We start from the raw sequence: 24,269 nt of genomic DNA on the forward strand, positions 1-24,269 counted from the left end.
TTGGATCGGGAGAGGGACTAGCTCTGGGTCAAAAAATGTAACTTAATTACACTATGTAATTACAGATAGCAAAATTTTCTTCAGTTTTTTCATGTAACGCGATTACAATTTTTCGTCCCATTCCTAAGGAAGTGTCCATGAGTTTCGATCTGGTGCTGTTTGGCGGAACCGGTGATCTGGCCTGGCGCAAGCTGATGCCGGCGCTGTTCCAGGCTTTTCGCCACGGCACGTTGCCGGCGGGCGGCCGCATCATCGGCGTGGCCCGCGACGATCTGAGCGACGCCCAATACCGCCAGTTGATGGCCGAACGGGCCGAACGCGTCGAAGTGGCCAAGCGGCCGAACGCCGAGGAATTTACCCAGTTTGGCGCCATGCTGCACTACCTGCGCATGGATCTGTCGCAACCCGCCGACTACGAACGCCTGGCAGCGCTGCTGCGCGAGCGTGAGGCCGATTGCGTGGTCATGTACCTGGCGACGGCCCCTGGACTGTTCACCTCGGTGGCCGAGCATATCGGCGCGGTGGGGCTGAACGGCCCCAAGACGCGCATGGTGCTGGAAAAGCCCCTGGGACACGACCTGCAATCGAACCGTGCGATCAACGCCACGCTGGCCGGCGTGCTGAGCGAAGACCAGATTTTTCGCATCGACCACTACCTGGGCAAGCCTTCGGTGCAGAACCTGTTTGCGCTGCGCTTTGGCAACACCTTGTTCGAGCCCTTGTGGCGGCGGGACACCATTTCCAACATCCAGATCACGATTGCCGAAGACCTGGGCGTCGAGACGCGCGGTGCCTTCTACGACCAGACCGGCGCGCTGCGCGACATGGTGCAGAACCACGCCTTGCAGCTGCTTTGCGCCATCGGCATGGAGCCGCCGATCAACTCCAGCGCGGGCGCCATCCGCGACGAAAAGCTCAAGGTGCTGCAATCGCTCAAGCCGTGGACACCCGAGTCGCTGGCGCAGCACGTGGTGCGCGGGCGCTACGCCAGCGGCACGGCGCTGGGCCAACCCGTGCCCGGCTACTTGCAGGAAAAAGGCGTGGCAGCCACCAGCACCACAGAGACCTTTGTGGCGCTGCGCACCGAGATCTCGAACTGGCGCTGGGCGGGCGTGCCTTTCTACATTCGCACCGGCAAACGGCTGGCGGGGCGCGACGCGCACATTGCCATCAACTTTCGCCCGGTGCCGCACCCCATTTTCAAGACACCGCTGGGCGCAGCCAACCGCCTGGTGATCAACCTGCAGCCACGGGATGGCCTGGAGCTGCACCTGCTGGCCCAAAGCGCCGCGCAAGACCAGGCCGAGCCCACGCTGGCGCCGGTGCATCTGAACCTCGACTTTGACCAGCGCTTCGGTGCCGAGCGCGTGGGCGCCTACGAGCGCCTGCTGCTCGACGTGATTGCCGGGCGCCTGAACCTGTTTGTGCGCAGTGACGAACAGGAAGAAGCCTGGCGCTGGGTCGAGCCCATCTTGCAGCACTGGCGAAACGACCCGGCGGGCCCGCGCTCGTACGCGGCCGGCGGCCGGGGGCCGAGCGCCGCCAGCGCCATGATTGCGCGCGACGGCCATTGCTGGAGCGAGGAGATGTAGTGGCAGACGCGGCAGGCGCCCGCAGACCTATGGGCTGTCGGCGTCCGCCATGTCCAAGGCCCGCGCGGTGCCATACAGGGCCGGCGCGCCGTCGGGGTCAATGACCCAGCACGGAATGCTGGCCAGATAGTCCTTGAAGCGCCCCTTGGCTTCAAAGCGCTTGCGGAAGGACGATTGGTCAAACCACGGGCCCAGGCGCGGCACGATGCCCCCGCCCAGGTACACGCCGCCCTTGGCCCCCAGGGTGAGCGCCAGATTGCCCGCCACGCTACCCAAAAAGCCGCAGAACATGTCCAGTGCCTCTAGCGCCAAGGGCTCGTGCTGCTCCAGGGCGAGCGCTGTGACTTGTGCGGGCTCGGTCACTTCTTTGCCGGCCTGCTGCCCCAGTTTGCGCAAGGCGTGGTACAGATCCACCAGGCCCGCGCCCGAGAGGGCACGTTCGGCCGACACGTGGCCGTAGCGCTCTTTCAGCAGGGACACCACATCGAACTCCTGCGCCGTTTCGGCCGCGAGCGACACGTGGCCGCCCTCGCCCGCCAGCGGAACGCCCTGCCCGGCGCCATACGGAAACACCAGGCCCGACACCCCCAGGCCGGTGCCTGGCCCCAGCAGCGCAATGGCCGCGCCGGGCACCGCCTGGCTGCCGCCCACCTGGCGCAGCAGCTCTGGCTTGAGCTGAGGCAGCGCCAGCGCCAGCGCGGTGAAGTCGTTGATGACGATCAAGCGTTGCAAGCCCAGGGCCTCCTGCACGGCGCGCTGTGAAAAGCTCCAGGAGTGGTTGGTCATGCGCACTTCGTCGCCCACCACCGGGTTGGCAATGCCAAACGCCGCCTCGCGCGGCTCGGGCACCCGCACCTGCGCCAGGTAGGCGGTCACGGCCGCCGTCAGGCTTGGATAGTCGTCACAGGGCTGTACCCGGATGTCGTTGAGCGGACCGTGGGGCGTGGCCTGCCAGGCCAGGCGGATATTGGTACCGCCAATATCGGCAAGAAGTCGCGAAGGGTGCATAAGAAGCGAAGCGCGTGCCCCAGCACCGGCCAGGACCGTTAGCTATTAAATATGTAGCTTTTAGCGCTTGTGGAATAAGCGCTGGAGCCTGTTTTTACCTGAAATTTCAACGCACCGCCAGTGCGCGGGTCTGCGAAACCGTGTCAGGCGGCGCGGCTTTCAGTTCGCAGGTCAAACCAGTGCGCATGGGCCGGCGCCACGCTCAGTCCAACCCGGTCACCGGGCTGCACCCGCGTCTGTGCATCGGTGCGCAGCGTGACGCTGCCGGCCGAGGTATCCACCATCACGTAGGTGTCCGGCCCCGTGGGTTCCACCACGCTCACCTCTCCGCGCCACGCAGCGCCGTCCTGCAGCTCCAGGTGCTCAGGCCGCACGCCCAGCAGCCATTCGCCGCCGCCCTGCGGCGCGCTCAGGTCCAGCAGCGCCCCCGGAACGCCGAACTGCCCGTCCATCTGCGCACCGCGCAGCAGGTTCATGGTGGGCGAGCCGATGAACGTGGCGACATAGGTATTGGCGGGACGGTTGTAGATGTCGTCCGGCGTGCCCAGCTGCTGCACGACGCCACCTTTCATCACCGCGATGCGCGAGCCCAGCGTCATGGCTTCGACCTGATCGTGCGTGACGTACACGCTGGTGATGCCGCTCGCCTGGTGCAAGCGCTTGATTTCGGCGCGCATCTCGACCCGCAGCTTGGCGTCCAGGTTGGACAACGGTTCGTCAAACAAAAAGAGTTGCGGCTGGCGCGCCAGCGCCCGCCCCATGGCGACGCGCTGGCGCTGCCCGCCCGAGAGCTGGCTGGGGCGGCGGTCCAGCAGGTGGCCGATCTGCAGCATGGCAGCCACTTCATCGATGCGCTTCTTGCGCTCGGCCTTGGGCATCTTGCGCATCTCCAGCGCAAAGCCGATGTTGTCGGCCACCGACAGTGTGGGGTAGAGCGCGTAGCTCTGGAACACCATGGCGATGTCGCGGTCGCGCGGCGCCATGCCGACCACGTTCTTGCCCGCGATGCGGATTTCGCCCTCGGTCGGCTCGGCGAGCCCGGCAATGATGCCGAGCAGCGTCGATTTGCCGCAGCCCGAGGGGCCGACAAGGATCAGGAACTCGCCCGGTTCGACGTGGATATCGATTTTCTGCAGCACTTCCACGCTTTTGTCGCCCTTGCCAAAGCGCTTGTTGATGCCACAAATCTCTAATGAAGACGCCATGATGGGGAGCCTGTTATGCACGCTTACGTGCCCACGAAAGCCGGGGAAAGGCCCGGCAACTAGGCGCAGGACGCGCCGCGGTATGGATTCCGCAAGCGTTCTGCAACAACGTGGCCGGGCCTTTCCCCAGCTTTCCCGAAGGGTTGGACTCCAACGCGGGGACGTAAAAGTGCATGACAGGCTCCTATCCCTTCACTGCGCCGGCCGTCAGGCCGCGCACAAAAAACTGCCCTGCCAGCACATAGATCACCATGGTGGGCAGGCCGGCGATGATGGCGGCCGCCATGTCGACGTTGTAGGCCTTCACACTGCTGGACGTGTTGGCCAGGTTGTTCAGCCCGACGGTGATCGGCTTGGATTCGGTCCCCGAAAACACCACGCCAAACAGAAAATCGTTCCAGATGTTGGTGAACTGCCAGATCAGCGCCACCATGATGATGGGCGTGGAAAGCGGCAGCACGATGCGCCAGAAGATCTGCCAGAAGCCCGCGCCGTCCATGCGCGCCGCATTCACCAACTCGTTGGGGATCGCCGCGTAGTAGTTGCGAAAGAACAGCGTGGTGCCGGCCAGGCCCGCCAGGCAGTGCACCAGCACCAGCCCGGCAATCGAGCTCGACAGACCCAGCCAGCCCAGCACCTGGCTCATGGGCAGCAATACCACCTGGTAAGGCATGAACACGCCAAAGAGCAGCAGGCCAAACAGCGCGTCGCTGCCGCGAAACTTCCACAGACTGAGCACATAGCCGTTGAGCGCGCCCCAGACGGTGGAGATCGCCACTGCGGGCAGCACCATCCAGACCGAATTCCAGAAGAAGGGACGCAGGCCCTGGCAATCCACCCCCGTGCAGGCGCTGGACCACGCCGTGCTCCAGGCCGCTGTGTTCAGCGCGTGCGGCAGCGCCAGCAGCGCGCTGGAGCGGATTTCCTGCGCGTCCTTGAATGAGGTGACCAGCATGGCGTAGAGCGGCAGCAGGAAAAACACCGAGGCCAGCACCAGAACGGCATAGACCAGAAATCGGCCTGCCGACGGCAAGAAATGGGGTTTAGCGGTCATGGGGCTTGCTCCGCAGTTCGCTGTAGAGGTAGGGGATGACCAAGGCCGCCACGGTGGCCAGCATCATGGTGGCGCTGGCCGCGCCCAGGCCGATCTGCCCGCGCGAGAACGACATGGTGTACATGAAGGTGGCCGGCACATCGGTGGCGTAGCCGGGGCCACCGGCGGTCAGCGCCATCACCAGGTCAAAGCTCTTGATCGCCAGGTGCGACAAGACCATGAGGGTGGAGAAAAACACCGGCCGCAAAGCCGGCAGCACGATGCGCCAGTAGATGCGCGGCAGCGATGCGCCATCGACCTGCGCCGCCTTGATGATGCTGTCGTCGATACCGCGCAGCCCCGCGAGAAAGAGTGCCATGGCAAAGCCGGCGCTCTGCCAGATGCCGGCAATCACCACGCAGTAGATCGCCTTGTCGGTATCCACCAGCCAGTCAAAACTGAAACCCGCAAAGCCCCAGTCACGCACCATCTTTTCGATGCCCAGACCTGGGTTGAGCAGCCATTTCCAGGCCGTCCCCGTGACGATGAAGGACAGCGCCATGGGGTACAGATAGATGGTCCGCAAAGCGCCTTCAGCGCGGATCTTCTGGTCCAGCAGCACCGCAAGCACGACACCGATCACCAGTGACCCGCCGACGTATCCCGCACCAAAGATGCCGAGGTTCTTGAGCGCCACCCACCAGCGGTCCATCTCCCAGAGCCTCTGATACTGGGCGAGCCCCGCCCACTCGTAGTTGGGCAGCATGCGCGAGGTCGACAGGCTCAGCACACCATTCCAGAGCATGAGGCCGTAAATGAACGCTAACCCCAAGACAAACGCAGGCGTGACGACGAGCTTGGGCAGCCAGGTTTCAAACGAATTCTTCATGGCCGCAGAAATTTTTTTGCATACACCTGCAAGGAAAAAAAGGGGGGACACCCACTGCGTGTCCCCCAAAGAACAAAGCCAACTCGAACTCGCAAGCTTCTCTTACCACCAGACTTCGTACTGCACGCCCACCAACGTGCGCGAAGTCTTCCCATTGATTCCAAAGCTGCCCGCATTCGCCACAGCGGCTGCCTGGTTCCAGTTCGCCTTGGTCACATACAGGCGCAACTCGGGGCGGGACCAGAAGTCTTCCGACAGGGCCAGCGCGCCGGCGAGCGTGAGCTTGCTGAGCCGCTGGTCCGGGCCTGCGCCCTTGCGCGTGGTGGTGGACACCTCAGCCAACCCCTTGAAGTGCTTGGTAAAGGCATAGGAGCCGCGCGCACCCAAGGAGAAGTCCTTGGTGGTTGGCCCCCCCAGATCGGAGCGTTGGGTCTGGTAGGCGATCAGCGCCTGGCCACCAAAAGGCCCGCTTTGCCAGGTGATCGAATCGGCGATGCGCGTCGCACGCTTGCCGGCGGACAGCCCGTCAATCGACTCAAATTCACCGTCGATGCGGGCATGCCCGCGCGAAGCCTGCAGGAACAGCGCATTGCTCATGCCTTTGACCAGAAAATCGGCTTGGTTGTGCGAGACCGAAATGCCCGAACCCGAATCCCCGTGTACCTGGCCGCTGCCGCCCACCGCCGTCAACAGAACGCGCAGCTTGCCGCCCGGGTTGGTGTGGATGTCGGAAAGATCGGCATTGATGCGGTGCGCCTTGACGTTGTCCGGCAGGCTGTTATCGAACTTGTCGCCCGTGAACACTCCAAGGCCGAGCTTCATGCCGCCCACCGGGATATCGGTCACGCCAGCGCCCTGGTAGTCCCCGTAGTTCATCAGGAAGTTATCGACAATGTGCACATCCTGAATGCGCAGGCGCCGCTGGCCGGCCCAGAACTTGGCCTCCGGCAGAAACGAGAAGCCGCTCATCTCCACGTAGGCCTGCTCGGTGCCGATCTTGCCGCTGTTCCATTTGGCCGGCATGTAGTCGACCTTCCACTTCACGCCGTTGGTTTCAAAGCTGCGCGCCAGGTTGATTTCAATACCGTTGTCGCCCTCGTTGCCCAGGCGGAACTTCTGCAGGTCACCCCCCAGGGCCAAACCCCCTTTGATGCCGTCGGAGTGGTTGAATACCGGCCCCCGCGGGAGTAGCCGTTGAATTCAAAGCCTGCAACGTCCATTGCCATTGCGCCATTCGCGCATGCGGCGGCCAAAGCCACCGCCGTAAGGCGGCTTCTTTTCATCATGATGAATCCCTCAGTGCTGTTTTATTGGGTTTTCGCGGCGGTCGCGATCTGCTTCATGGCGTCGGCGACACTGACCTTGTCGTCGTTCCAGAACTGGCTGACGACATCCTTGATGGCGCCCTCCGTAGCGGGGGCAATGGCCATCCCGTGGGCTACGCTGGGGACCAGACCACCGTTCTTGGCGGTTTCCGTGAAGTCCTTGCTGGAGAGCTTGGCGCAGTCGTCAAACTTGTCCATGTTCTGCCCGGTGCGCACAGGAATAGATCCCTTGTTGAGGTTGAACACCTCTTGAAATCCGCTGCTCATGAGCGCGCTCGCCAGGTCGCTCTGTGCTTTCTGCGCCGCCGGGTCTTTCAACTTGAAGAAAATGAACGAGTCGACGTTGAAGGTGAATGCGTTGGCCGTGCCCGGCGCTGCAGCGCACAGAAAATCTTTGCCGGGCACCTTGCCTGCTGCCAGAAATTCACCCTTGGCCCAGTCGCCCATGAGCTGAAAGCCCGCCTTGCCCTGGATCAGCATGGCGGTGGCCAGGTTCCAGTCGCGCCCCGGAGCCGCCGGATCGGTGTACGACTTGATGCGGCGAAAGGTTTCCAGCGATTGCTTCATGGTGTCACTGCCCAGAGCCTTGGGGTCGAGTTTGACCAGGGCGTCCTGGTAAAACTTGGGCCCACCCACCCCGAGCACCACCGACTCAAAGGTGGTGAAGTCCTGCCAGTTCTGCCCGCCATGGGCCACCGGAATCAGGCCAGCCGCCTTGAGCTTGTCGGCCGCAGCAAAAAACGCGTCCCAGGTGGTGGGCATGGCGCTCACGCCCGCCTTCTTGAGCGCGTCCGCACTGCCCCACAGCCAGTTGACGCGGTGCACGTTGACGGGGGCCGCCACATAGTTGCCTTGGTATTTCATGACGTTGGCCACCACCTTGGGCAACGCGTCGTCCCACTTTTCGGCCTTGGCGAGGCCATTCATGTTGGCCAGCACGCCTTCGGCGGCCCACTCCTGAATGGCGGGCCCCTTGACCTGGGCGGCAGACGGCGGATTGCCCGAGATCACGCGGCTCTTGAGGACCGTCATGGCGCTGTCGCCACCGCCCCCAGCGACGGCAAAATCGCGCCAGGTATGGCCTTTGGCCTGCATGATCTTCTTCAGTTCGGCCGCCGACTTGGCCTCGCCGCCGGAAGTCCAATAATGCAAGACCTCTACTTCGCCGGCGCTGGCGGACAAGGCGGCCGCCAAGCCTATCGTCGCTGCCGCGATCTTTGTGATGTTCCCCATACCCGTTGTCTCCTGAATGTTGTGGTTTCCTGGTGAGCCGGCGCCCTCGCTGTCAGCGCAGCTCGTACTTTAATTACAATAATTAATTGTTGTCCTGGTACTTTCCCTGAGAGTACCGTCGGGCAAATTTCGGAGCTATGCTCAATTCCATGTTCACGATTCTCATCGTCGAAGACGACGCCCTGCTGCTTGACGCCTTGACCGGACAGCTCCAACAACAGGGCTACGGCGTCTGCACCGCATCCAGCGTGCCGGAGGCCTCGGCGCTGCTGCAGGCGCAGGCGGTGGACGGGATCATTCTCGACCTCGGTCTGCCGGGGGCCGACGGCATGGATCTGCTGGTCTGGGTGCGCAGCCACATTGCGGGCTTGCCGGTTCTCATCCTGACCGCACGCGACGGCGTGGACGAACGCGTACGCGGGCTCAATGCCGGTGCCGACGACTACATCACCAAGCCCTTCAACATGCAGGAGCTACAGGCTCGGTTGCAAGCGATGCTGCGGCGCGCGCGCCAACCGGCTTTCACCCATGCCGCCAGCGCACCGGGAGGCCAAAGCATCAGCCTGGGGCCGCTGCAGCTCGACCCGGCCAGCCAGACGGCCGCGCTGGGCGGCGTAGCCCTCGAATTGACGCAGCGCGAGTGGGAATTGCTGGAATTGCTGGTCCAGCGCTGCGGCGAAGTGGTCACGCGCGAGGACGTGCTGGCCGCATGGCGCGCCAGCCCACCCGAGCCTGGGCAGGCGGCCGCCACGCTCAACTCGAACGCGCTGGAGGTGTACGTGCACCGCCTGCGCAAGAAGCTCGACCCCTCCAGCCTGGCGATTCGCAATATTCGCGGTCTCGGATACATGCTGGCCAAACCTTGATGCCGACAATGACTTCGGCGCACCGCGTTTTGGTCGCTCTCGCAAAGACCCACAAGGTCCGGTCGGCCTAGACCCCATGCAACCCGTCTCGCGCGTCTCGCTCAAGCGCAAACTGCTGCTGTGGCTGCTGTTGCCGCAGCTGGTGTTGTGGCTGTCGGGCGGATTTTTCGCCTGGCGGCTGGCGCTGCAAAACGGCGAAAAAGGCATTGACCAGACGTTGACGCAGTCGGTGCGCGGGCTGGCACGGCAGATCAAGCCGATTGGCGACGGTCTGCTGGTCGATTTTCCCAAGGCGGCGCAAGACTTGCTGGAGCAGGATCCGGCCGACCGCATCACCTACATGGTGTCGTCCCCCCCGGCAAATTCCTGCTGGGCAATGCCCAGTTGCCGCCCCCGCCGCCGGTCAGCGTGCGGGTGGGCGAGCCGCTGCTGTACCAGGCACGGCTGGAGGGGAAGACGGTGCGCGTCGCCCTGCTGGACGTGGACTATGGCACGCCCCAGGCGCGCCAGACCCTGCGCGTGCAGGTGGCCCAAAGCCTGGCCGTGCGCCAGCGCATCGCACAGGAGCTGCTGGCGAAAATGCTGCTCCCCATGGGTTTGATGGGCCTTGCGCTCAGCGCACTGGTGTACGCCGGGGTGCTGCGCGGCCTGCAGCCGCTCAAGCGGCTTGAAGCGCAGATCGAGCAAGCGGGTGCCCGGCCGCACGGCGGCGCCGACCCGCTGCTGCCGATCGAACTCACCTCAGCGCCGCAGGAGGTGCATTCGCTGGCCCGCACCATCAACGGCTTGCTCGAAGCTGTGGCAAGCGGCCAGCAAAAGGAAAAGCGCTTTCTGAATGACGCAGCACACCAGTTGCGCACGCCGCTCGCCGGCTTGATTGCGCAGACCGAGCTGGCGCTGCACGAAAGCCAGGAGCCGGCGGTGCGCGAGCGTCTGGAGAAAGTTCTCTCGGCCGCCCGGCGCAGCGCCCATCTGGTGCACCAGTTGCTGCAGCTCGCGCGCTCGGAGGCCAGCGTGGAGATGCAGCCACTCGACCTCGCCGCGTTGGCCCGGGAAGTAGCCCGCGACTGGGCGGGCCGCGCGCTGGCACTAGGCACCGATCTGGGCTATGAAGGCGACGAGCAACGCATCGTGCAGGGCCAGCCGCTGCTGCTGCGGGAAGCCCTCAACAACCTGATAGACAACGCGCTGCACTACGCAGGTCCGGGCGCCACCGTCACGGTGCACGTATCGGCCGGCCCCAATGGCTGGGCCGAGCTGGTGGTGGAAGACGACGGACCGGGGGTGGCGCAGCAGCACTTCGCCGACCTGTTCTCGCGCTTTTGGCGCGGCTCCGATCAGGCCGGTGGCTGCGGCCTGGGCTTGTCCATCGTCGAAGAAATCGCCCTGCGCCATGGGGGCCGCGCCGTGGCAGAGCCCGTGCGTCCACACGGCTTGCGGGCAGGGCTGAAACTGCCCCTGACCTGAACCAGCATTCGCCCTGCGGGCGAAGCTCTCACGCCGCCAGGATCAGCTTTTCCAGTTGGATGGCATCCACAGCGAAAGCACGAATGCCTTCGGCCAGCTTCTCGGTGGCCATGGCGTCTTCGTTCAGGGCGTAGCGAAACCCCGCCTCGTCGTACTGCACAGCTGCAATTTCCATCTTGCGGGCCGCATTTGCATCCAGCGCGCGCACTAGAGGCGCCTCGGTCTGCGCGAGCTGGGCCAGCAGGTCCGGTGCAATGGTGAGCAGATCGCAGCCCGCCAGCGCAGTGATCTGCCCGACGTTGCGAAAGCTCGCGCCCATGACTTCGGTGGCAATGCCGAAATGCTTGTAGTAGTTGTAGATCTGTGTGACCGACTGCACGCCGGGGTCGTTCGCCCCAGCGCGCGCCGCTTCGTCCCACGCCGCGCCGGCATGCTTCTTGTGCCAGTCGTAAATGCGGCCGACAAACGGCGAGATGAGCTGCACCTTGGCCTGGCCGCAGGCGATGGCCTGGGCCATGGAGAACAACAGCGTCAGGTTGGTATGGATGCCGCGCGCTTCGAGCCTGCGCGCGGCCTCAATGCCTTCCCAGGTGGCTGCAACCTTGATCAGCACGCGGTCGATGTGCAGGCCCTCGGCCTGGTATAGCTCGATGATGCGCTCGGCGCGCGATACGGTGGCGCTGGTGTCGAACGACAGGCGTGCATCGACCTCGGTGGACACGCGGCCGGGAATGGTGCCCAGAATCTCGCAGCCAAAACGCACCAGCAGGCGGTCCATCACCTCGTCCAGGGCACGGCCTCGCCATGCAGCAACAGTGTCCTTCAGCAAAGGCGCGTATTCGGGTTTTTGCACCGCCTTGAGAATGAGCGAAGGATTGGTGGTGGCGTCCTGTGGCTGGAACTGGGCCAGTTGCTTGAAGTCGCCGGTGTCGGCGACAACGGTGGTGAATTGTTTGAGGGCGTCGAGCTGGTTCATGCGGAATCCTGGCAAGCAAAGCGGTGAAATGACTTTGCTGCCAAGTGTATGCGCTGCGTTCTGGGAGTGAAATCCGGTTACATTGCGCCAGCGAGGCCTTGCGCGCCGCTCTTTCGATTCCATCACCCACCCATGCTCGACCGCATCACCGCATCCCTGTCTTCTCTGGCTCCGGCCGAGCAGCGCGTGGGCAAGCTGGTACTCGCCGATCCCCGCGCCTTTGCCCGGCTGCCGGTGCGCGAACTGGCCGAACGCTCCCAGGTCAGCAAGCCCACCGTTGTGCGGTTTTGCCGCAGCATGGGCTACGACGGGCTGGCCGACTTCAAACTCAAGCTCGCCGGCAGCGTGAGCGAGGGCGTGCCCTTCATCCACCGCAGCGTCGACCTGGACGACAAGACGGGCGACGTGCTGGTGAAGGTGGTGGACAACGCCGTAGCCGCCTTCCTGCAGTACCGCAACGCGGCGAGCACCAGCGCGCTGGACCGCGCCGCTGCGGCACTGGCCGAAACCTGGCGCCAGCGCGGGCGCATCGAGTTTCACGGCGCCGGCAACTCGGGCATCGTGGCGCAAGACGCGCAGCACAAGTTCTTCCGCCTGGGCGTGACCTCACTGGCCACCAGCGACGGGCACATTCAGGTGATGAGCGCGACACTGCTGGGCAAGGGTGATTGCCTGGTGACCATCTCCAACTCGGGCCGCACGCGCGACCTGATGGACGCTGCCGACATCGCCCGGCGCAATGGCGCCACCACCATTGCCATCACCTCCAGCGGCTCGCCCCTTGCGGGGTCGTGCCAGATCCACCTGGCCGCCGACCACCCCGAGGGCTACGACCGCTACAGCCCCATGGTCTCGCGCCTGCTGCATCTGCTCATCATCGACGTGCTGGCCACCAGCGTGGCGCTGCGCATTGGCAGCTCGCTGCAACCGGTACTGCAGCAGATGAAGGACAACCTGCGGGCCAAGCGGTATACGTGAAATTTCGAGTTTTTTAGCGCTCTAGCGCACTATCCACGGGCGCTAACAGCTATAACTAGCATAGCATTCACGCCCGCGATACCCCGCCGTGGTCCGAATGCAAGGCTTCGGATTCAGGCCCCCAAAGGCCGAAGAACTATTGCGCCGCGCGCCCGTAGGTGGAGGTAAAACTCGCCTTGGCCAGGGTGTTGGCGTTCACCATGAAGCCTGCCAGCGCGGCCGAGGCATCGTCGGGAATGTCGAGCCTGTCGACGCCGAGCGCATGCACGGTGAAGACGTAGCGGTGCGGCTTGTCGCCGGGCGGCGGGCACAGACCGCCCCAGGCAAAGGCGCCGTAGTCGTTGCGGATCTGCCGCGCGCCCTGCGGCAGGCTCCCCCCGCCTTTGGCGCCCGCATTCGGGGCCAGGGCGGCAGTGTCCGCCGGAATGTCGACGACAAACCAGTGCCACCAGCCCGAGCCGCTGGGGGCGTCCGGGTCATAGACCGTGAGCGCAAAGCTTTTCGTGCCTTCGGGCGCGCCACTCCAGTGCAGGGACGGCGATTCGTTGCGGCCTGAGCAGCCGAAGCCGTCAAACTCAAAATGCGCGGGCACGCTGCCGCCGGCGGGGATGTCTGGGCTGCTGAGGGTGAAGTTGCTCATGTCCTGTCTCCTGTTCAGGTGAAAACGGCTACAGCGTGTTGTAGCAGACGGGTGCGTTCGTGTCCTGCACAAAGCCCTGCGTCAAGCTCACCAATATGGGTAAAAATGGCCTCTAGCGTTTTTCAGGTAAGCGCCACAAGCTATCTATTCAGGAGCAAATCGCGCCCCGGCACACGCTCAGATCCGCCCCTCTTCCACGGCATGGCAGGCGATGCGGATGCCGCCGATGCTCAGCAGCGCCGGCCGCTCGGTGCGGCAGCGATCGTTGGCGTGCGGGCAGCGCGGGTTGAAGGCGCAGCCCGGCGGCGGCGCAAGCGGGTTGGGCACTTCGCCCTGCACTGGCGTGCGCGCGCTGCCGGTGTCGTGCATCTTGGGGATGGCGTCGAGCAGCATGCGTGTGTAGGGGTGGCGCGGCGTGGCAAACAGGCTGCGCTTGTCTGCCAGTTCCACCAGGCGTCCCAGGTACATCACGCCCACCTCGTCGCTCACATGCCGCACCACGGCCAGGTTGTGGCTGATGAACAAATAAGTCAGGCCACGGCGCTGCTGCAGGTCCTTCATGATGTTGAGGACCTGCGCCTGCACCGACACGTCCAGCGCGGACGTTGGCTCGTCGCAGACCAGAAACTCAGGCTCGGTGGCCAGGGCGCGGGCAATGGACACACGCTGGCGCTGGCCGCCCGAAAACTGGTGCGGGAACTTGGCCATGTCGAGCGGCGACAGGCCTACGGATTCCAGCAGTGCCCCGACACGCTCGCGCAATTCGGGTTTGCCGCTCGCCATGCCGTGCTCGCGCAGCGGCTCGCCGACGATGTCTTCCACCTGCCAGCGCGGATTGAGGCTGGCGTACGGGTCCTGAAAGATCATCTGGATGCGGCGGCGCAGCGCCTGCGATTGCGCACCCGCAAAGCCGGCGTGTGCGTCCTGTCCGTCAAACCGAAAATCCCCGCGTGTCGGGTGGTACAGGCCCACCAGCAGGCGCGCCACGGTGCTTTTGCCACAACCCGATTCGCCCACCAACGCCAGAGTCTTGCCGCGCTCGATCTCGAAACTGACCCCATCGACGGCGTGCAGCAGCGTGCGCGGCTGGCGTTCAATCACGCGGTTGAGCCAGGGCGGGGAGACGTCGAAGGTCTTGGCCAGATCGCTGGCCTGCACCAGTGCAGGGTTGGACACCAAACTCATGCGCCCTCCTTGGCATGCAGCCAGCAGGCCGCCTGGGTGACCCCGGCGTCAAGCAGCTCCGGGCGCTCGGTATGGCAGCGGGCAAAGGCCTGCGGGCAGCGCGGGTGGTAGGCGCAGCCGGGTGGAATGGCGTTCAGGCGCGGCATGGCACCGTCGATCTGGTGCAGGCGCTCGCGCTCCTCGCTCATGTCGGGAATGGCGGCCATCAGGCCTGCGGTGTAGGGGTGCGCCGGGTGGTTGATCAGCTCGTGCACCGGGCCGATTTCGGCCACCCGCCCGGCGTAGAGCACCGCCACGCGGTCGCAGGTCTCGGCAATCACGCCCATGTCGTGCGTAATCAGCATGACGGCGGCGCCGCGCGAGGCGCAGATGCTCTTGAGCAACTGAATGATCTGCGCCTGGATCGACACGTCGAGCGCCGTGGTGGGCTCGTCGGCCACGATAAGACGCGGCTCGGCCGCCAAGGCCAGGGCAATCACCACGCGCTGGCGCATGCCGCCAGAAAACTGGTGCGGGTAATGGTCAACGCGCTGCTCGGGCGCCGGAATACCCGTGTCGGCCAGCAGTTCGATGGCACGCTGGCGGGCAGCGGCACGGCTCATGGGCAGGTGCGTCAGAATGGTCTCGGTCAGCTGCCGCCCTACGGTGTAGAGCGGGTTGAGCGAGGTGAGCGGATCCTGAAAGATGGCGCCCACATGGCGGCCACGCACCTGGCGCATCTCCTTGGCGCCCAGGTTGTCGATGCGCCGACCTTCGAGCCAGATCTCGCCCGAGGCAATGCGGCCCGGCGGCTCCAGCAACCCAATGATGGCAGCGCCCGTCAGCGACTTGCCCGCGCCCGATTCGCCCACCACGCCCAAAATTTCTCCCGGCTCGATAGCAAACGACACGCCGTCCAGCGCACGCAGCGTACCGCGCCGGTTTGGAAATTCGACCACCAGGTCTTTGACTTCAAGCAGCGGCACGCGACGAGTCCATTGCGTCAAAGAACACATGCCGCGCAAAGCTCCGGGCGGTCCAAACCAGCGGCAGCCGTGCAAGGGCCGCCCCGCCGCACGGGCTGCGTCCCCCTTTCCGAATCGCAAAGCGATTCGAGAGAGGGGGCTGAGGGGTGCGGCTCCAAGCCTGCCTGCGCAGGCTTGGACATCCCCGAAGGGCTGCCGCCTCTGACGGCTGCACCGAGGCGCGAAGCGACACAGGGAGGAGTTTCATTGAAGTCTCGGGTTCAGCGCATCGCGCAGCCAGTCGCCCAGCAGGTTCACGGACAGCGCAATGAGCACGAGCATCACGCCAGGGAAGACAGTAATCCACCATTCGCCGGAAAAAATATAGTCGTTGCCAACACGGATCAATGTGCCCAGCGACGGCGAGGTCACGGGCGCACCCACGCCCAGAAACGATAGCGTGGCCTCGGTGATGATCGCGGTCGCCACCTGGATAGTGGCCAGCACCATGACGGGTCCCATCACATTGGGCAGCACATGCCGGCGCATGATGCGCAGCGGCGGCACGCCCGTGACGCGTGCGGCCTGCACGTATTCCTTGCTGCGTTCCACCAGCGTAGAGCCGCGCACCGTGCGCGCGTACTGCACCCAGCCGGTCAGGGAAATCGACAAGATCAGCACTCCGAAGGCCACCGATTCGTGCGCATCGGGAAACAGGGCGCGCCCCACACCGGCGATCAGCAAAGCCACCAGAATGGCTGGAAACGAGAGCATCACGTCGCACATCCGCATCAGCACGCCGTCCACCCAGCCACCCAGGTAGCCCGCAACCAGGCCCAGCACGACGCCCACCAGTACCGAGAGCACCACCGAGGCGAGGCCGACGATAAGCGAAATGCGTGCGCCGTAGATGACGGCGGAGAGAATGTCACGCCCCTGGTCGTCGGTTCCCAAAAGGTATTTGCTCGAACCCAGCTCACTCCACGCGGGCGGCAGGCGCGCATCGCTCAGTTCGAGCGTGGCCAGGTCGAAAGGATCGTGCGGCGAGACCCAGCCCGCAAACAAGGCCGCAAACACACAGACCAGCGCAATCACCGCCGCCACCATGGCGACGGGTGAACTGCGCAGGCTGTGAATCAGATCGCTGTCGAACCAGCGCCGCAACGCTGCCGTCATGGCCGCGCCGGGCGCACAGTCAGGGCGGCCAGGGCGCCGCTGCAAGATTGCATCACTTGTCGATGCTCATCCATTTGAAGGGCATGTAGTTGTCGGCCAACTGCACCAGTTTGACCTTTTTGCTCACGCCCCAGGCCAGCGCCTGCTGGTGCAGAGGCAGGTGACCAATGTCGGCCGAATGCAGATCAAAAGCCTCCTTGATCATGGCGTTGCGCTTGGTCTTGTCGGTTTCGGCCTGGATCATTTTTGTCAGCTCGTCCACCTTGGGATTGCAGTAGGCACCCAGGTTGAACTGGCCGGCACCCTTGTCGTCCACGCAGGCCATCAAGGCATTGAGTGCGTTGTGCGCGTCATAGGTGGCGGGCGTCCAACCCAGCATGTAGAAGCTGGTATCTCGCCGCAGTACCTTGGGGAAATAGGTGCCTTTGGTTTCGGCCAGCAGCTTGATCTTGACATTGATGCGCGCGAGGTTCGCAGCCACTGCCTGGCAGATGCGGCTGTCATTCACATAGCGGTCGTTGGGGCAGTTCATCGTGACTTCGAAGCCGTCGGGATAGCCGGCCTCTGTGATGAGCTTCTTCGCTGCTGCTGGGTCGTAGGGCAGGCGCTTGGCATCGGGCTGAAAGCCGTTGATGCCAGGCCCCACCATCAGCGCCGAGGGGTTCGATGCGCCGCGCATGACCGTCTTTTTGATACCGTCGATATCAATCGCCTGGTAGAAGGCCTGGCGCACGCGTTTGTCCTTGAACGGATTCTTGCCCTTGACGCTGGAGTACAGCAGCTCGTCCCGCTTTTGGTCCATGCCCAGGAAGATGGTGCGCAGCTCGGGGCCGGTGATGGCACGGGTGCCGGGGTTGTTGTTCACGCGCTCGATGTCTTGCACGGGAATGGGCTCCATCACGTCGACTTCGCCCGAAAGCAGAGCCGCGACGCGGGTCGCGTCGTTCCCGATGGGGGTAAAGATGATTTCCTGCGCGTTGCCTTCTATCTGGCCCCAGTAGGTGCCGTTGCGCGAAAACACCGTGCGCACGCCCGGTTGGCGCTCGCGCAGGCGGAAGGGACCTGTGCCGTTGGCACGGAAGGAAGCCGCGTTTTCAATGCCTTTGCGCCTGTCCACGGGCCCCGTCGCCTTGTTGTCCTCACTCCACTTCTTGCTCATGATGAAGACTTGAGAGATCACATCGGGAAGGATGGGAAATGCGGTCTTGGTTTCGATCTCCACCGTGTGGTCGTCGATCTTTCGCACCTCTTTGAAGTCGTTGGTGTAACTCTTCATGTCGGAGCCATCGACCTGGGTGCGAGCGAAGCTGAACAGCACGTCATCGGCCGTAAACGGCGTGCCGTCATGAAATTTGACGCCCTTGCGCAGTTCGAAGCGCCACACCAACGGTGATGTCTGCTTCCAGGCCGTAGCCAGGGCCGGCGCCAGGCTCAAGTCCTTGTTGCGCCCTACCAGCGGTTCATAGACATTGCTGGTCACGCTCAGCTGCAACGATTCGTTGAGCGAGTGCGGGTCCATGGAGAGGGCGTCTCCCTGGTTGGCGATGCGTATGGTTTGCGCCTGGCCCACCAAGGTTGCAGCCGACAGGGCGGCGAACAAAGCGGTGGCAACCAGTTGTCTCGTATTTTTCATGCAGGTCTCCAGGAGTGAAAGAAAGGCCGTTTGCGTGCGCCATCAGGCCACTGGCAACGGCATGGCGCGCTCAATGAGGCTGGCGTGCAAGGCCGCGCCCAGTGACAGGATATCGTCGTTGAAGTCGTAGCGGCTGTTGTGCAGTGCCACACCGCTCGCGCCCATACCTTGGCCAATGCGCAAATAGGCGCCAGGCTTGGTCTGCAGCATGAAGGAAAAATCTTCTGCGCCCATGCTGGGTTCCATGTCTCGGACCAGGTTTTCATGCCCGACGAGTGCCTCAGCCACATCACCGGCAAATCGGGCTTCGGCTTCGGTGTTGATGGTGGCGGGGTAAATACGCTGGTAGTCGAGCGCCACCGTGGCACCGAAGGCCAGGCCGACAGCGCTGCAGACCTCGTGCAGGCGGCGCTCCACCAACGCCTGGACCTCGTGGTCAAAGGTACGCACGGTTCCCACCAGCGTGGCCGTTCCCGGCAGCACGCTGAAGGCCCCCAGATCGCCCGCCTGGATTGCACAAAGACTGACCACCGCACTGTCGATTGGCCGCACGTTGCGCGCGACAATGCTTTGCACCGCCGTTATCAGATGCGCCGCCACCAGCACCACATCCACTGTCTGGTATGGATGCGCGCCATGGCCGCCGCGCCCGGTAATGTGGATGGTGATGCGGTCCGCTGCTGCCATCATCGCGCCGTCGTTCAGCCCCACCGTGCCGGGCTTCATGGCCGGCCAGTTGTGCATGGCATACACCGACTGGACAGGAAAGCGATCAAACAAGCCGTCCTCCATCATCACGCGGGCGCCAGCAAACCCCTCCTCGCCCGGTTGGAAGATGAGCACGGCCGTGCCATCGAAATCGCGCGTCGCGGCCAGGTAGCGAGCGGCGCCCACCAGCATGGCCGTGTGTCCGTCGTGCCCACAGCCGTGCATCAAACCTTGTTTGCACGACTTCCAGGCAAAGTCGTTGTGCTCAGCCATCGGGAGGGCGTCCATGTCGGCGCGCAAGCCGACCATGGCGCCGCTGGCCGTGCTGCGCCCGCGCACGACGGCGACGATGCCGGTGCGGCCAATGCCATCGTGGATCTCGTCCACCCCGCAGACCTTGAGCGCTTCCTTGACGCGCGAACCGGTATAGACCTCTTCAAATCCCAGCTCGGGATGCGCATGCAGATCACGGCGCAGCGCGGTCAGCTCGGGGTGAAACTGTGCAATCTGTGCAAAAGCACGGCCGCCGGCCTTGAGACGGTGGGAAGACAACATCAACGCTCTCCCAGGCTCCCCACACGCAGGCGGGGATCGACAACAAAATACAGCAGATCAACGACCAGGTTGATCACTACGAAAATCAACGAAATCAGGCACAGATAGGCAGCCATGACCGGGATATCGGCAAACGTGACCGCTTGAATGAACAGCAGGCCCATGCCCGGCCACTGAAAAACAGTTTCGGTAATGATGGCAAAAGCAATGAGGCCACCCAACTGCAAACCGGTGATGGTCATCACCGGCACCAGCGTGTTCTTGAGCGCATGGCCAAAATGGATCGCGCGATCGGACAGCCCCCGCGCCCGTGCAAACTTGATGTAGTCGGTGCGCAGCACTTCGAGCATTTCGGCCCGCACCAGCCGCATGATGAGCGTGAGCTGAAAAATGGCCAGTGTGATGGCGGGCAGGACGATGTGGTGCCAGCCATCGCGCGTCAGCAAACCGCTGCTCCACCAGCCCAGTTGCACTACGTCACCGCGACCAAAACTGGGAAACCAGCCCAGCAGCACCGAAAACACCAAGATCAGCAAAATGCCGATGAGAAAGGTGGGAAGCGACACCCCCAGCAGCGACAAGCCCATGAACAGCTGGCTGAGAAAACTGCCGCGCCGCAGCGCCGCATATACGCCCATAGGCACGCCCACCACCAGAGCCAGAACGGCCGCTACCAAGGACAGTTCCAGGGTGGCAGGAAAGCGCTCGGCAATCAGGCGTGAGACCTTGGCTCCCTGGCGCAAACTCAAACCGAATTCACCTTGCGCAGCATTGACTAAAAAATGCCAGAACTGCACAAAAAAAGGCTGGTCCAACCCCAGAGCAGAGCGAAGTTCCCGAATCTGGTCCGGACGCGCATCCTGCCCGAGCAGAAACACCACTGGGTCGCCTACGTACTGGAACAGCAAAAAAGATATGAATGCCACCACCACCAGGACGAGGATGGCCTGCATCAAGCGACGGATCACAAAGGCGAACATCGGGCGTCAGCTCCTGGCCATCAAGCGGTAAACCTGCAGTGGCACGCGCCCATGAGGTGCTCGGCTCGCCTAGAAGTAATGATCTGCATCATGATGGTGCAAGGATAGCGGTGTTTCAGTGCCTGGCACCGTTGACTGCACGTGCCGTCGGCAAGGAACAACGCCAATCGTCGTGCGCACGAGCCAATAAAAAAGCCGCAAACCCGAAGGTTTGCGGCTTTCAATCTTGCGATGCAAAGCTGGCTTACGCCAGCGCGTCATCAGAAGTTGTGGCGAATGCCCAGGCCGAGGTGGTTCTTGGCACCAGTCTTGTAAACACCGCCGCCTGCATCGCCGTCTTTGTAGTAAGCAGCGTACGTGAAGGTGCGCTTGGACAGAGCGTACTTGGCTTCCACCAAAACGTCGGTGTTCTTCATGCCGGTGCCGTTTTCACGAGCGATGTCCAGCGTCAGAGCCACGGGGCCGACAGGAACCGTGCCGCCGAGGGTGAAGCCCTTGGAAGCGCCAGGAGCGTCTTGCAGCGAAGCGGCCAGCTTGAACATGCCGAAGTCATACGCGGCGCCCAGAGCCAGACCCTTGTCCGTGCCCTTGACCTTGAAGTACGACAGAGCCACAGCCAGAGGGCCGTTGGCGTACGTCAGGTTGGCGTCAACTTTGGCATTGCCACCGTTGTCGGGCTTGGCTACATAGCCCAGCGTGCCGCTGAAGCCACCCATGTTGGGGGTGGTGTACATGAACATGCTGTTGTTACGCGAAGGGCCACCGGCAAAGCCGAACTGGTTCGCCACAGCGGAGTAGTTGGCCGTACCGGTCAATTCCCAAGCAGCTACGCCCCAGAAGCTGGGGTTCAGTGCACGACCAAGTTGGAACTTGCCGAAGCCGCCCGACAAAGCCAGATAGGCATTGCGCTGGAAGGTGTTTGCATCGGTGGCGCCGGTTTCAGCGTTGATGCCTTGTTCGAAGTTGAAGGAAGCCTTCAGACCGCCGCCCAGGTCTTCCACACCGCGCACGCCCAGACGGCTGTTGCCGTTGTTCATCACGCCATTGCCGCTCATTTGAGCCGAAACGCCGTTGGACTTGGCCAAAGACAGGTCAGCCACGCCGTACATGGTGACGGAAGACTGAGCCATGGCAGCGCCGGAAGCAGCCAGCACGGCCAGGGCAATCAGGGATTTTTTCATTGCGAGTTACTCCAAGGTTAAACATAGGGCGCCGGTACGGGGGGTCTTGGGTGTTGTGGCACCTGCACAGTCCCGCCGGTTCCCCGGGCCAACCTCCTGGTGGGGAAGTTGCTGCTATTGCACCAGAGGCTGGCTGGTTTCGCAAAGGAATTCACGGTCCAAGAGCCGCAAAGCGGCAATTCGTTGTCCTGTTGCAACAGCCTGCGCCATTACTCCCCCATCGGCACTCCCGGTCTTAAGTTGAGCCTACAAGTTCCAACTAATTTGTATCTGTATGCAACAAATGTGGCAAATACCCCGACAGCCCCACCACAAGCACCCTTGCGTCAATCGGTTGCCTCTCTTCTGTGCTTCAGCCCTCCAAAACGTCGAAACTGGTCGTGATTTCTGCGGTCTTGGCCAACATGATGCTGGCCGAGCAATATTTCTCGTGGCTCAGTGCAATGGCGCGCTCCACAGCAGAAGCTGGCAGATCCTTACCCGACACCGTGAAATGCATGTGAATACGGGTAAACACCTTGGGATCGGCTGCTGCACGCTCGGTTTGGAGGCGCACGCTGCAGCCGCGCACGTCGTGGCGGCCTCGGCGCAGAATCAACACGACGTCGTAGGCTGTGCAGCCGCCAGTGCCTGCAAGCACCGCTTCCATGGGGCGCGGCGCGAGGTTCTGGCCTCCCATTTCTGGTTTGGCCGTATCCGGCGCGCCATCCATGGCTATCACGTGGCCGCTGCCGGTCTCGGCGACAAACCCCATGCCCGAGCGCGTACCGGCAGCACCGGTCCAACTGACTGTGCATTCCATCTGATCTTCCTTGTGTGCCGCCGGGCGGCTGTGTTTTGGAGGCCACATTCTAAAAAATCCAGCCGTCACTTGCTGCATTGCAGCAAACAAAGCGCTACACTGCAAACATGCAAGGCACCACTGGCCGCAACCCAGTCCCGGTGCTTCGCGATGATTGTCTCCTCCATCTCCTCAAAAGGATGGATTCAGCCCCCGGCCTTGCGGCCAGGGGCTTTTTTTTGGCCCCTTCGCAAAGCGCGTCGTGCGCGGCCCCGCCTATGATGGCGGCCCCGTGCCTGCGCCGCCGGCACCGGGCCTTTTGCCGCTGCGCGCCATGACCGAGCCTCTGACCCCCACGACTACCTCACCCGAATTCTCAACGCGCGCGTCTACGACGTGGCCATCGAGTCTGACCTGGATCTGGCGCGCACGCTCAGTCAGCGCCTGCACAACAAGGTGCTGCTCAAGCGCGAGGACCAGCAACCGGTGTTCAGCTTCAAGCTGCGCGGCGCCTACAACAAGATGGCGCACCTGCCACCGGCCGACTTGCAGCGCGGCGTGATCTGCGCCTCCGCCGGCAACCATGCCCAGGGCGTGGCCATGAGCGCGCACAAGCTGGGCACGCGCGCCGTGGTGGTCATGCCCACCACCACGCCAGGCGTAAAAATCGACGCGGTACGTACCTTGGGCGGCGAGGTGGTGCTGCACGGTGACAGCTATTCGGACGCCTACCTCCATGCAGTGCAATTGCAAGAGAAGCAAGGGCTGACATTCGTTCACCCCTTTGACGACCCCGACGTGATTGCGGGCCAGGGTACGGTGGCCATGGAAATCCTGCAGCAGGTGCAAAAGCTCGGGACACAGCGGCTCGATGCGGTCTTTGTCGCCATTGGCGGCGGCGGCTTGATCAGCGGCGTGGCCAACTACATCAAGGCGGTGCGGCCGGATGTGAAGGTAATTGGTGTGCAAATGAACGACTCCGACGCCATGATGCAGTCGGTGGCAGCAGGCAAGCGTGTCACTTTGCCCGACGTTGGGCTGTTCTCCGACGGCACGGCGGTCAAGTTGGTGGGAGAAGAAACCTTCCGTATCGCACGCGGCCTGGTGGACGAGTTCATGACCGTGGACACCGACGCCGTCTGCGCCGCCATCAAGGACGTGTTTGTCGATACGCGCAGCATTGTCGAACCGGCAGGGGCTTTGGCTGTCGCCGCCATCAAGGAATACGTGGCGCGCAACAAGACGCGCGGAGAAACCTACGCAGCGATTCTGTGCGGCGCCAACATGAACTTCGATCGCCTGCGCTTTGTCGCCGAGCGTGCCGAGGTGGGCGAGGAGCGCGAGGCACTGCTGGCCGTCACCATCCCCGAAGAGCGCGGGAGCTTTCGGCGTTTTTGCGAGGTGATTGGCGAACTGCCCGGCGGCCCGCGCAACGTGACCGAGTTCAACTACCGTATCAGCGACGCGGCACGCGCCCATGTCTTCGTCGGCTTGACGACGCACGGCCGGGGCGAGTCGGAAAAGCTGGCGCGCAACTTCAGCCGCCACGGGTTTGACGCACTGGATCTGACGCACGACGAACTGGCCAAGGAGCACCTGCGCCATCTGGTGGGCGGGCGCTCGGCACTGGCGCGCGAGGAGCGGCTGCTGCGCTTCGTCTTCCCCGAGCGGCCCGGCGCACTGCTCAAGTTTCTGAGTCTGATGCAGCCGAGCTGGAACATCAGCCTGTTCCATTACCGCAACCAGGGCGCGGACTACGGCCGCATTCTGGTGGGCTTGCAGGTGCCTGCGCAGGACGCCGATGCCTTCCATGCTTTCCTGGCGACGCTGGGCTACCCTTGCGTGGAGGAGACGGACAACCCCGCCTATCGCTTGTTCCTTCAGACAGGGACCGATGCAGACTGAATATCAAGT

General features: G+C 63.4%; 19 protein-coding genes and 2 pseudogenes. 5 read left to right on the top strand and 16 right to left on the bottom strand.

What is annotated here, in order from left to right:
- Positions 1-137: 137 nt before the first annotated feature.
- Positions 138-1,592 (top strand): glucose-6-phosphate dehydrogenase, encoded by a 1,455-nt coding sequence (zwf, locus tag C6571_RS04385; protein ID WP_106445616.1) that lies wholly within the window; start codon positions 138-140, stop codon positions 1,590-1,592.
- Positions 1,593-1,619: 27 nt separating this feature from the next.
- On the opposite strand, the gene C6571_RS04390 is transcribed toward zwf, so the two are convergent.
- The 6 genes from C6571_RS04390 to C6571_RS04415 form a co-directional block, all read right to left on the bottom strand.
- Positions 1,620-2,600 (bottom strand): glucokinase, encoded by a 981-nt coding sequence (locus C6571_RS04390; protein WP_106445617.1) that lies wholly within the window; start codon positions 2,598-2,600, stop codon positions 1,620-1,622.
- Positions 2,601-2,743: 143 nt separating this feature from the next.
- Entirely contained in the window at positions 2,744-3,805 is a 1,062-nt protein-coding gene (locus tag C6571_RS04395) for an ABC transporter ATP-binding protein (protein WP_106445618.1), read from the bottom strand.
- 184 nt (positions 3,806-3,989) lie between these two features.
- Positions 3,990-4,859 carry a carbohydrate ABC transporter permease gene (locus C6571_RS04400; protein WP_106445619.1) on the bottom strand — a complete coding sequence of 290 codons (870 nt, stop codon included), beginning with the start codon at positions 4,857-4,859 and terminating at the stop codon, positions 3,990-3,992.
- Positions 4,849-5,727 carry a carbohydrate ABC transporter permease gene (locus C6571_RS04405; protein ID WP_106445620.1) on the bottom strand — a complete coding sequence of 293 codons (879 nt, stop codon included), beginning with the start codon at positions 5,725-5,727 and terminating at the stop codon, positions 4,849-4,851. The genes C6571_RS04400 and C6571_RS04405 overlap by 11 nt, the downstream gene beginning before the upstream one ends.
- 102 nt (positions 5,728-5,829) lie before the next feature.
- On the bottom strand, positions 5,830-6,867 hold the full coding sequence (locus C6571_RS04410; protein WP_245901399.1) for a carbohydrate porin: 1,038 nt from the start codon (positions 6,865-6,867) through the stop codon (positions 5,830-5,832).
- Positions 6,868-7,034: 167 nt separating this feature from the next.
- Positions 7,035-8,285 carry an ABC transporter substrate-binding protein gene (locus tag C6571_RS04415; RefSeq protein WP_106445621.1) on the bottom strand — a complete coding sequence of 417 codons (1,251 nt, stop codon included), beginning with the start codon at positions 8,283-8,285 and terminating at the stop codon, positions 7,035-7,037.
- 149 nt (positions 8,286-8,434) lie between these two features.
- Here C6571_RS04415 and C6571_RS04420 point away from each other — a divergent pair, with 149 nt between their 5' ends.
- Both C6571_RS04420 and C6571_RS04425 read left to right on the top strand, forming a co-directional pair.
- On the top strand, positions 8,435-9,151 hold the full coding sequence (locus tag C6571_RS04420) for a response regulator transcription factor (RefSeq protein WP_106448036.1): 717 nt from the start codon (positions 8,435-8,437) through the stop codon (positions 9,149-9,151).
- Between the two features lie 76 nt (positions 9,152-9,227).
- Positions 9,228-10,618, top strand: a pseudogene (locus tag C6571_RS04425) (sensor histidine kinase).
- 28 nt (positions 10,619-10,646) lie between these two features.
- On the opposite strand, the gene tal reads toward C6571_RS04425, so the two are convergent.
- Complete coding sequence (gene tal, locus C6571_RS04430) at positions 10,647-11,594, bottom strand: transaldolase (protein WP_106445622.1); 948 nt, start codon at positions 11,592-11,594, stop codon at positions 10,647-10,649.
- A 132-nt stretch (positions 11,595-11,726) separates the two neighbouring features.
- On the opposite strand from tal, the gene C6571_RS04435 reads away from it, so the two are divergent.
- A complete protein-coding gene (locus tag C6571_RS04435; protein ID WP_106445623.1) occupies positions 11,727-12,572 on the top strand; it encodes a MurR/RpiR family transcriptional regulator in 846 nt (281 codons plus the stop codon).
- Positions 12,573-12,708: 136 nt separating this feature from the next.
- On the opposite strand, the gene C6571_RS04440 is transcribed toward C6571_RS04435, so the two are convergent.
- From C6571_RS04440 to C6571_RS04480, 9 genes are all read right to left on the bottom strand, one after another.
- A complete protein-coding gene (locus C6571_RS04440) occupies positions 12,709-13,212 on the bottom strand; it encodes a YbhB/YbcL family Raf kinase inhibitor-like protein (protein WP_106445624.1) in 504 nt (167 codons plus the stop codon).
- A 177-nt stretch (positions 13,213-13,389) separates the two neighbouring features.
- Complete coding sequence (locus tag C6571_RS04445) at positions 13,390-14,397, bottom strand: ABC transporter ATP-binding protein (RefSeq protein ID WP_106445625.1); 1,008 nt, start codon at positions 14,395-14,397, stop codon at positions 13,390-13,392.
- Entirely contained in the window at positions 14,394-15,362 is a 969-nt protein-coding gene (locus C6571_RS04450) for an ABC transporter ATP-binding protein (protein WP_106445626.1), read from the bottom strand. The genes C6571_RS04445 and C6571_RS04450 overlap by 4 nt, the downstream gene beginning before the upstream one ends.
- Positions 15,363-15,605: 243 nt before the next feature.
- On the bottom strand, positions 15,606-16,517 hold the full coding sequence (locus C6571_RS04455; RefSeq protein ID WP_106448037.1) for an ABC transporter permease: 912 nt from the start codon (positions 16,515-16,517) through the stop codon (positions 15,606-15,608).
- Between the two features lie 52 nt (positions 16,518-16,569).
- Positions 16,570-18,150, bottom strand: coding sequence for an ABC transporter substrate-binding protein (locus tag C6571_RS04460; RefSeq protein WP_106445627.1), 1,581 nt, complete (start codon positions 18,148-18,150; stop codon positions 16,570-16,572).
- A 42-nt stretch (positions 18,151-18,192) separates the two neighbouring features.
- Positions 18,193-19,413, bottom strand: coding sequence for a M20 aminoacylase family protein (locus C6571_RS04465; RefSeq protein WP_106445628.1), 1,221 nt, complete (start codon positions 19,411-19,413; stop codon positions 18,193-18,195).
- Positions 19,413-20,393 (bottom strand): ABC transporter permease, encoded by a 981-nt coding sequence (locus tag C6571_RS04470; protein WP_106445629.1) that lies wholly within the window; start codon positions 20,391-20,393, stop codon positions 19,413-19,415. Before C6571_RS04470 ends, C6571_RS04465 begins: the two co-directional genes overlap by 1 nt.
- 260 nt (positions 20,394-20,653) lie before the next feature.
- Entirely contained in the window at positions 20,654-21,574 is a 921-nt protein-coding gene (locus C6571_RS04475) for a porin (protein ID WP_106445630.1), read from the bottom strand.
- A 352-nt stretch (positions 21,575-21,926) separates the two neighbouring features.
- On the bottom strand, positions 21,927-22,376 hold the full coding sequence (locus tag C6571_RS04480; protein ID WP_106448038.1) for an OsmC family protein: 450 nt from the start codon (positions 22,374-22,376) through the stop codon (positions 21,927-21,929).
- Between the two features lie 313 nt (positions 22,377-22,689).
- Between C6571_RS04480 and ilvA the strand changes: the two are divergent.
- Positions 22,690-24,260: pseudogene (gene ilvA / locus C6571_RS04485) on the top strand (threonine ammonia-lyase, biosynthetic).
- Positions 24,261-24,269 lie beyond the last annotated feature (9 nt).

Source organism: Simplicispira suum (assembly GCF_003008595.1).
Taxonomy (GTDB): Bacteria; Pseudomonadota; Gammaproteobacteria; order Burkholderiales; family Burkholderiaceae_C; genus Simplicispira; species Simplicispira suum.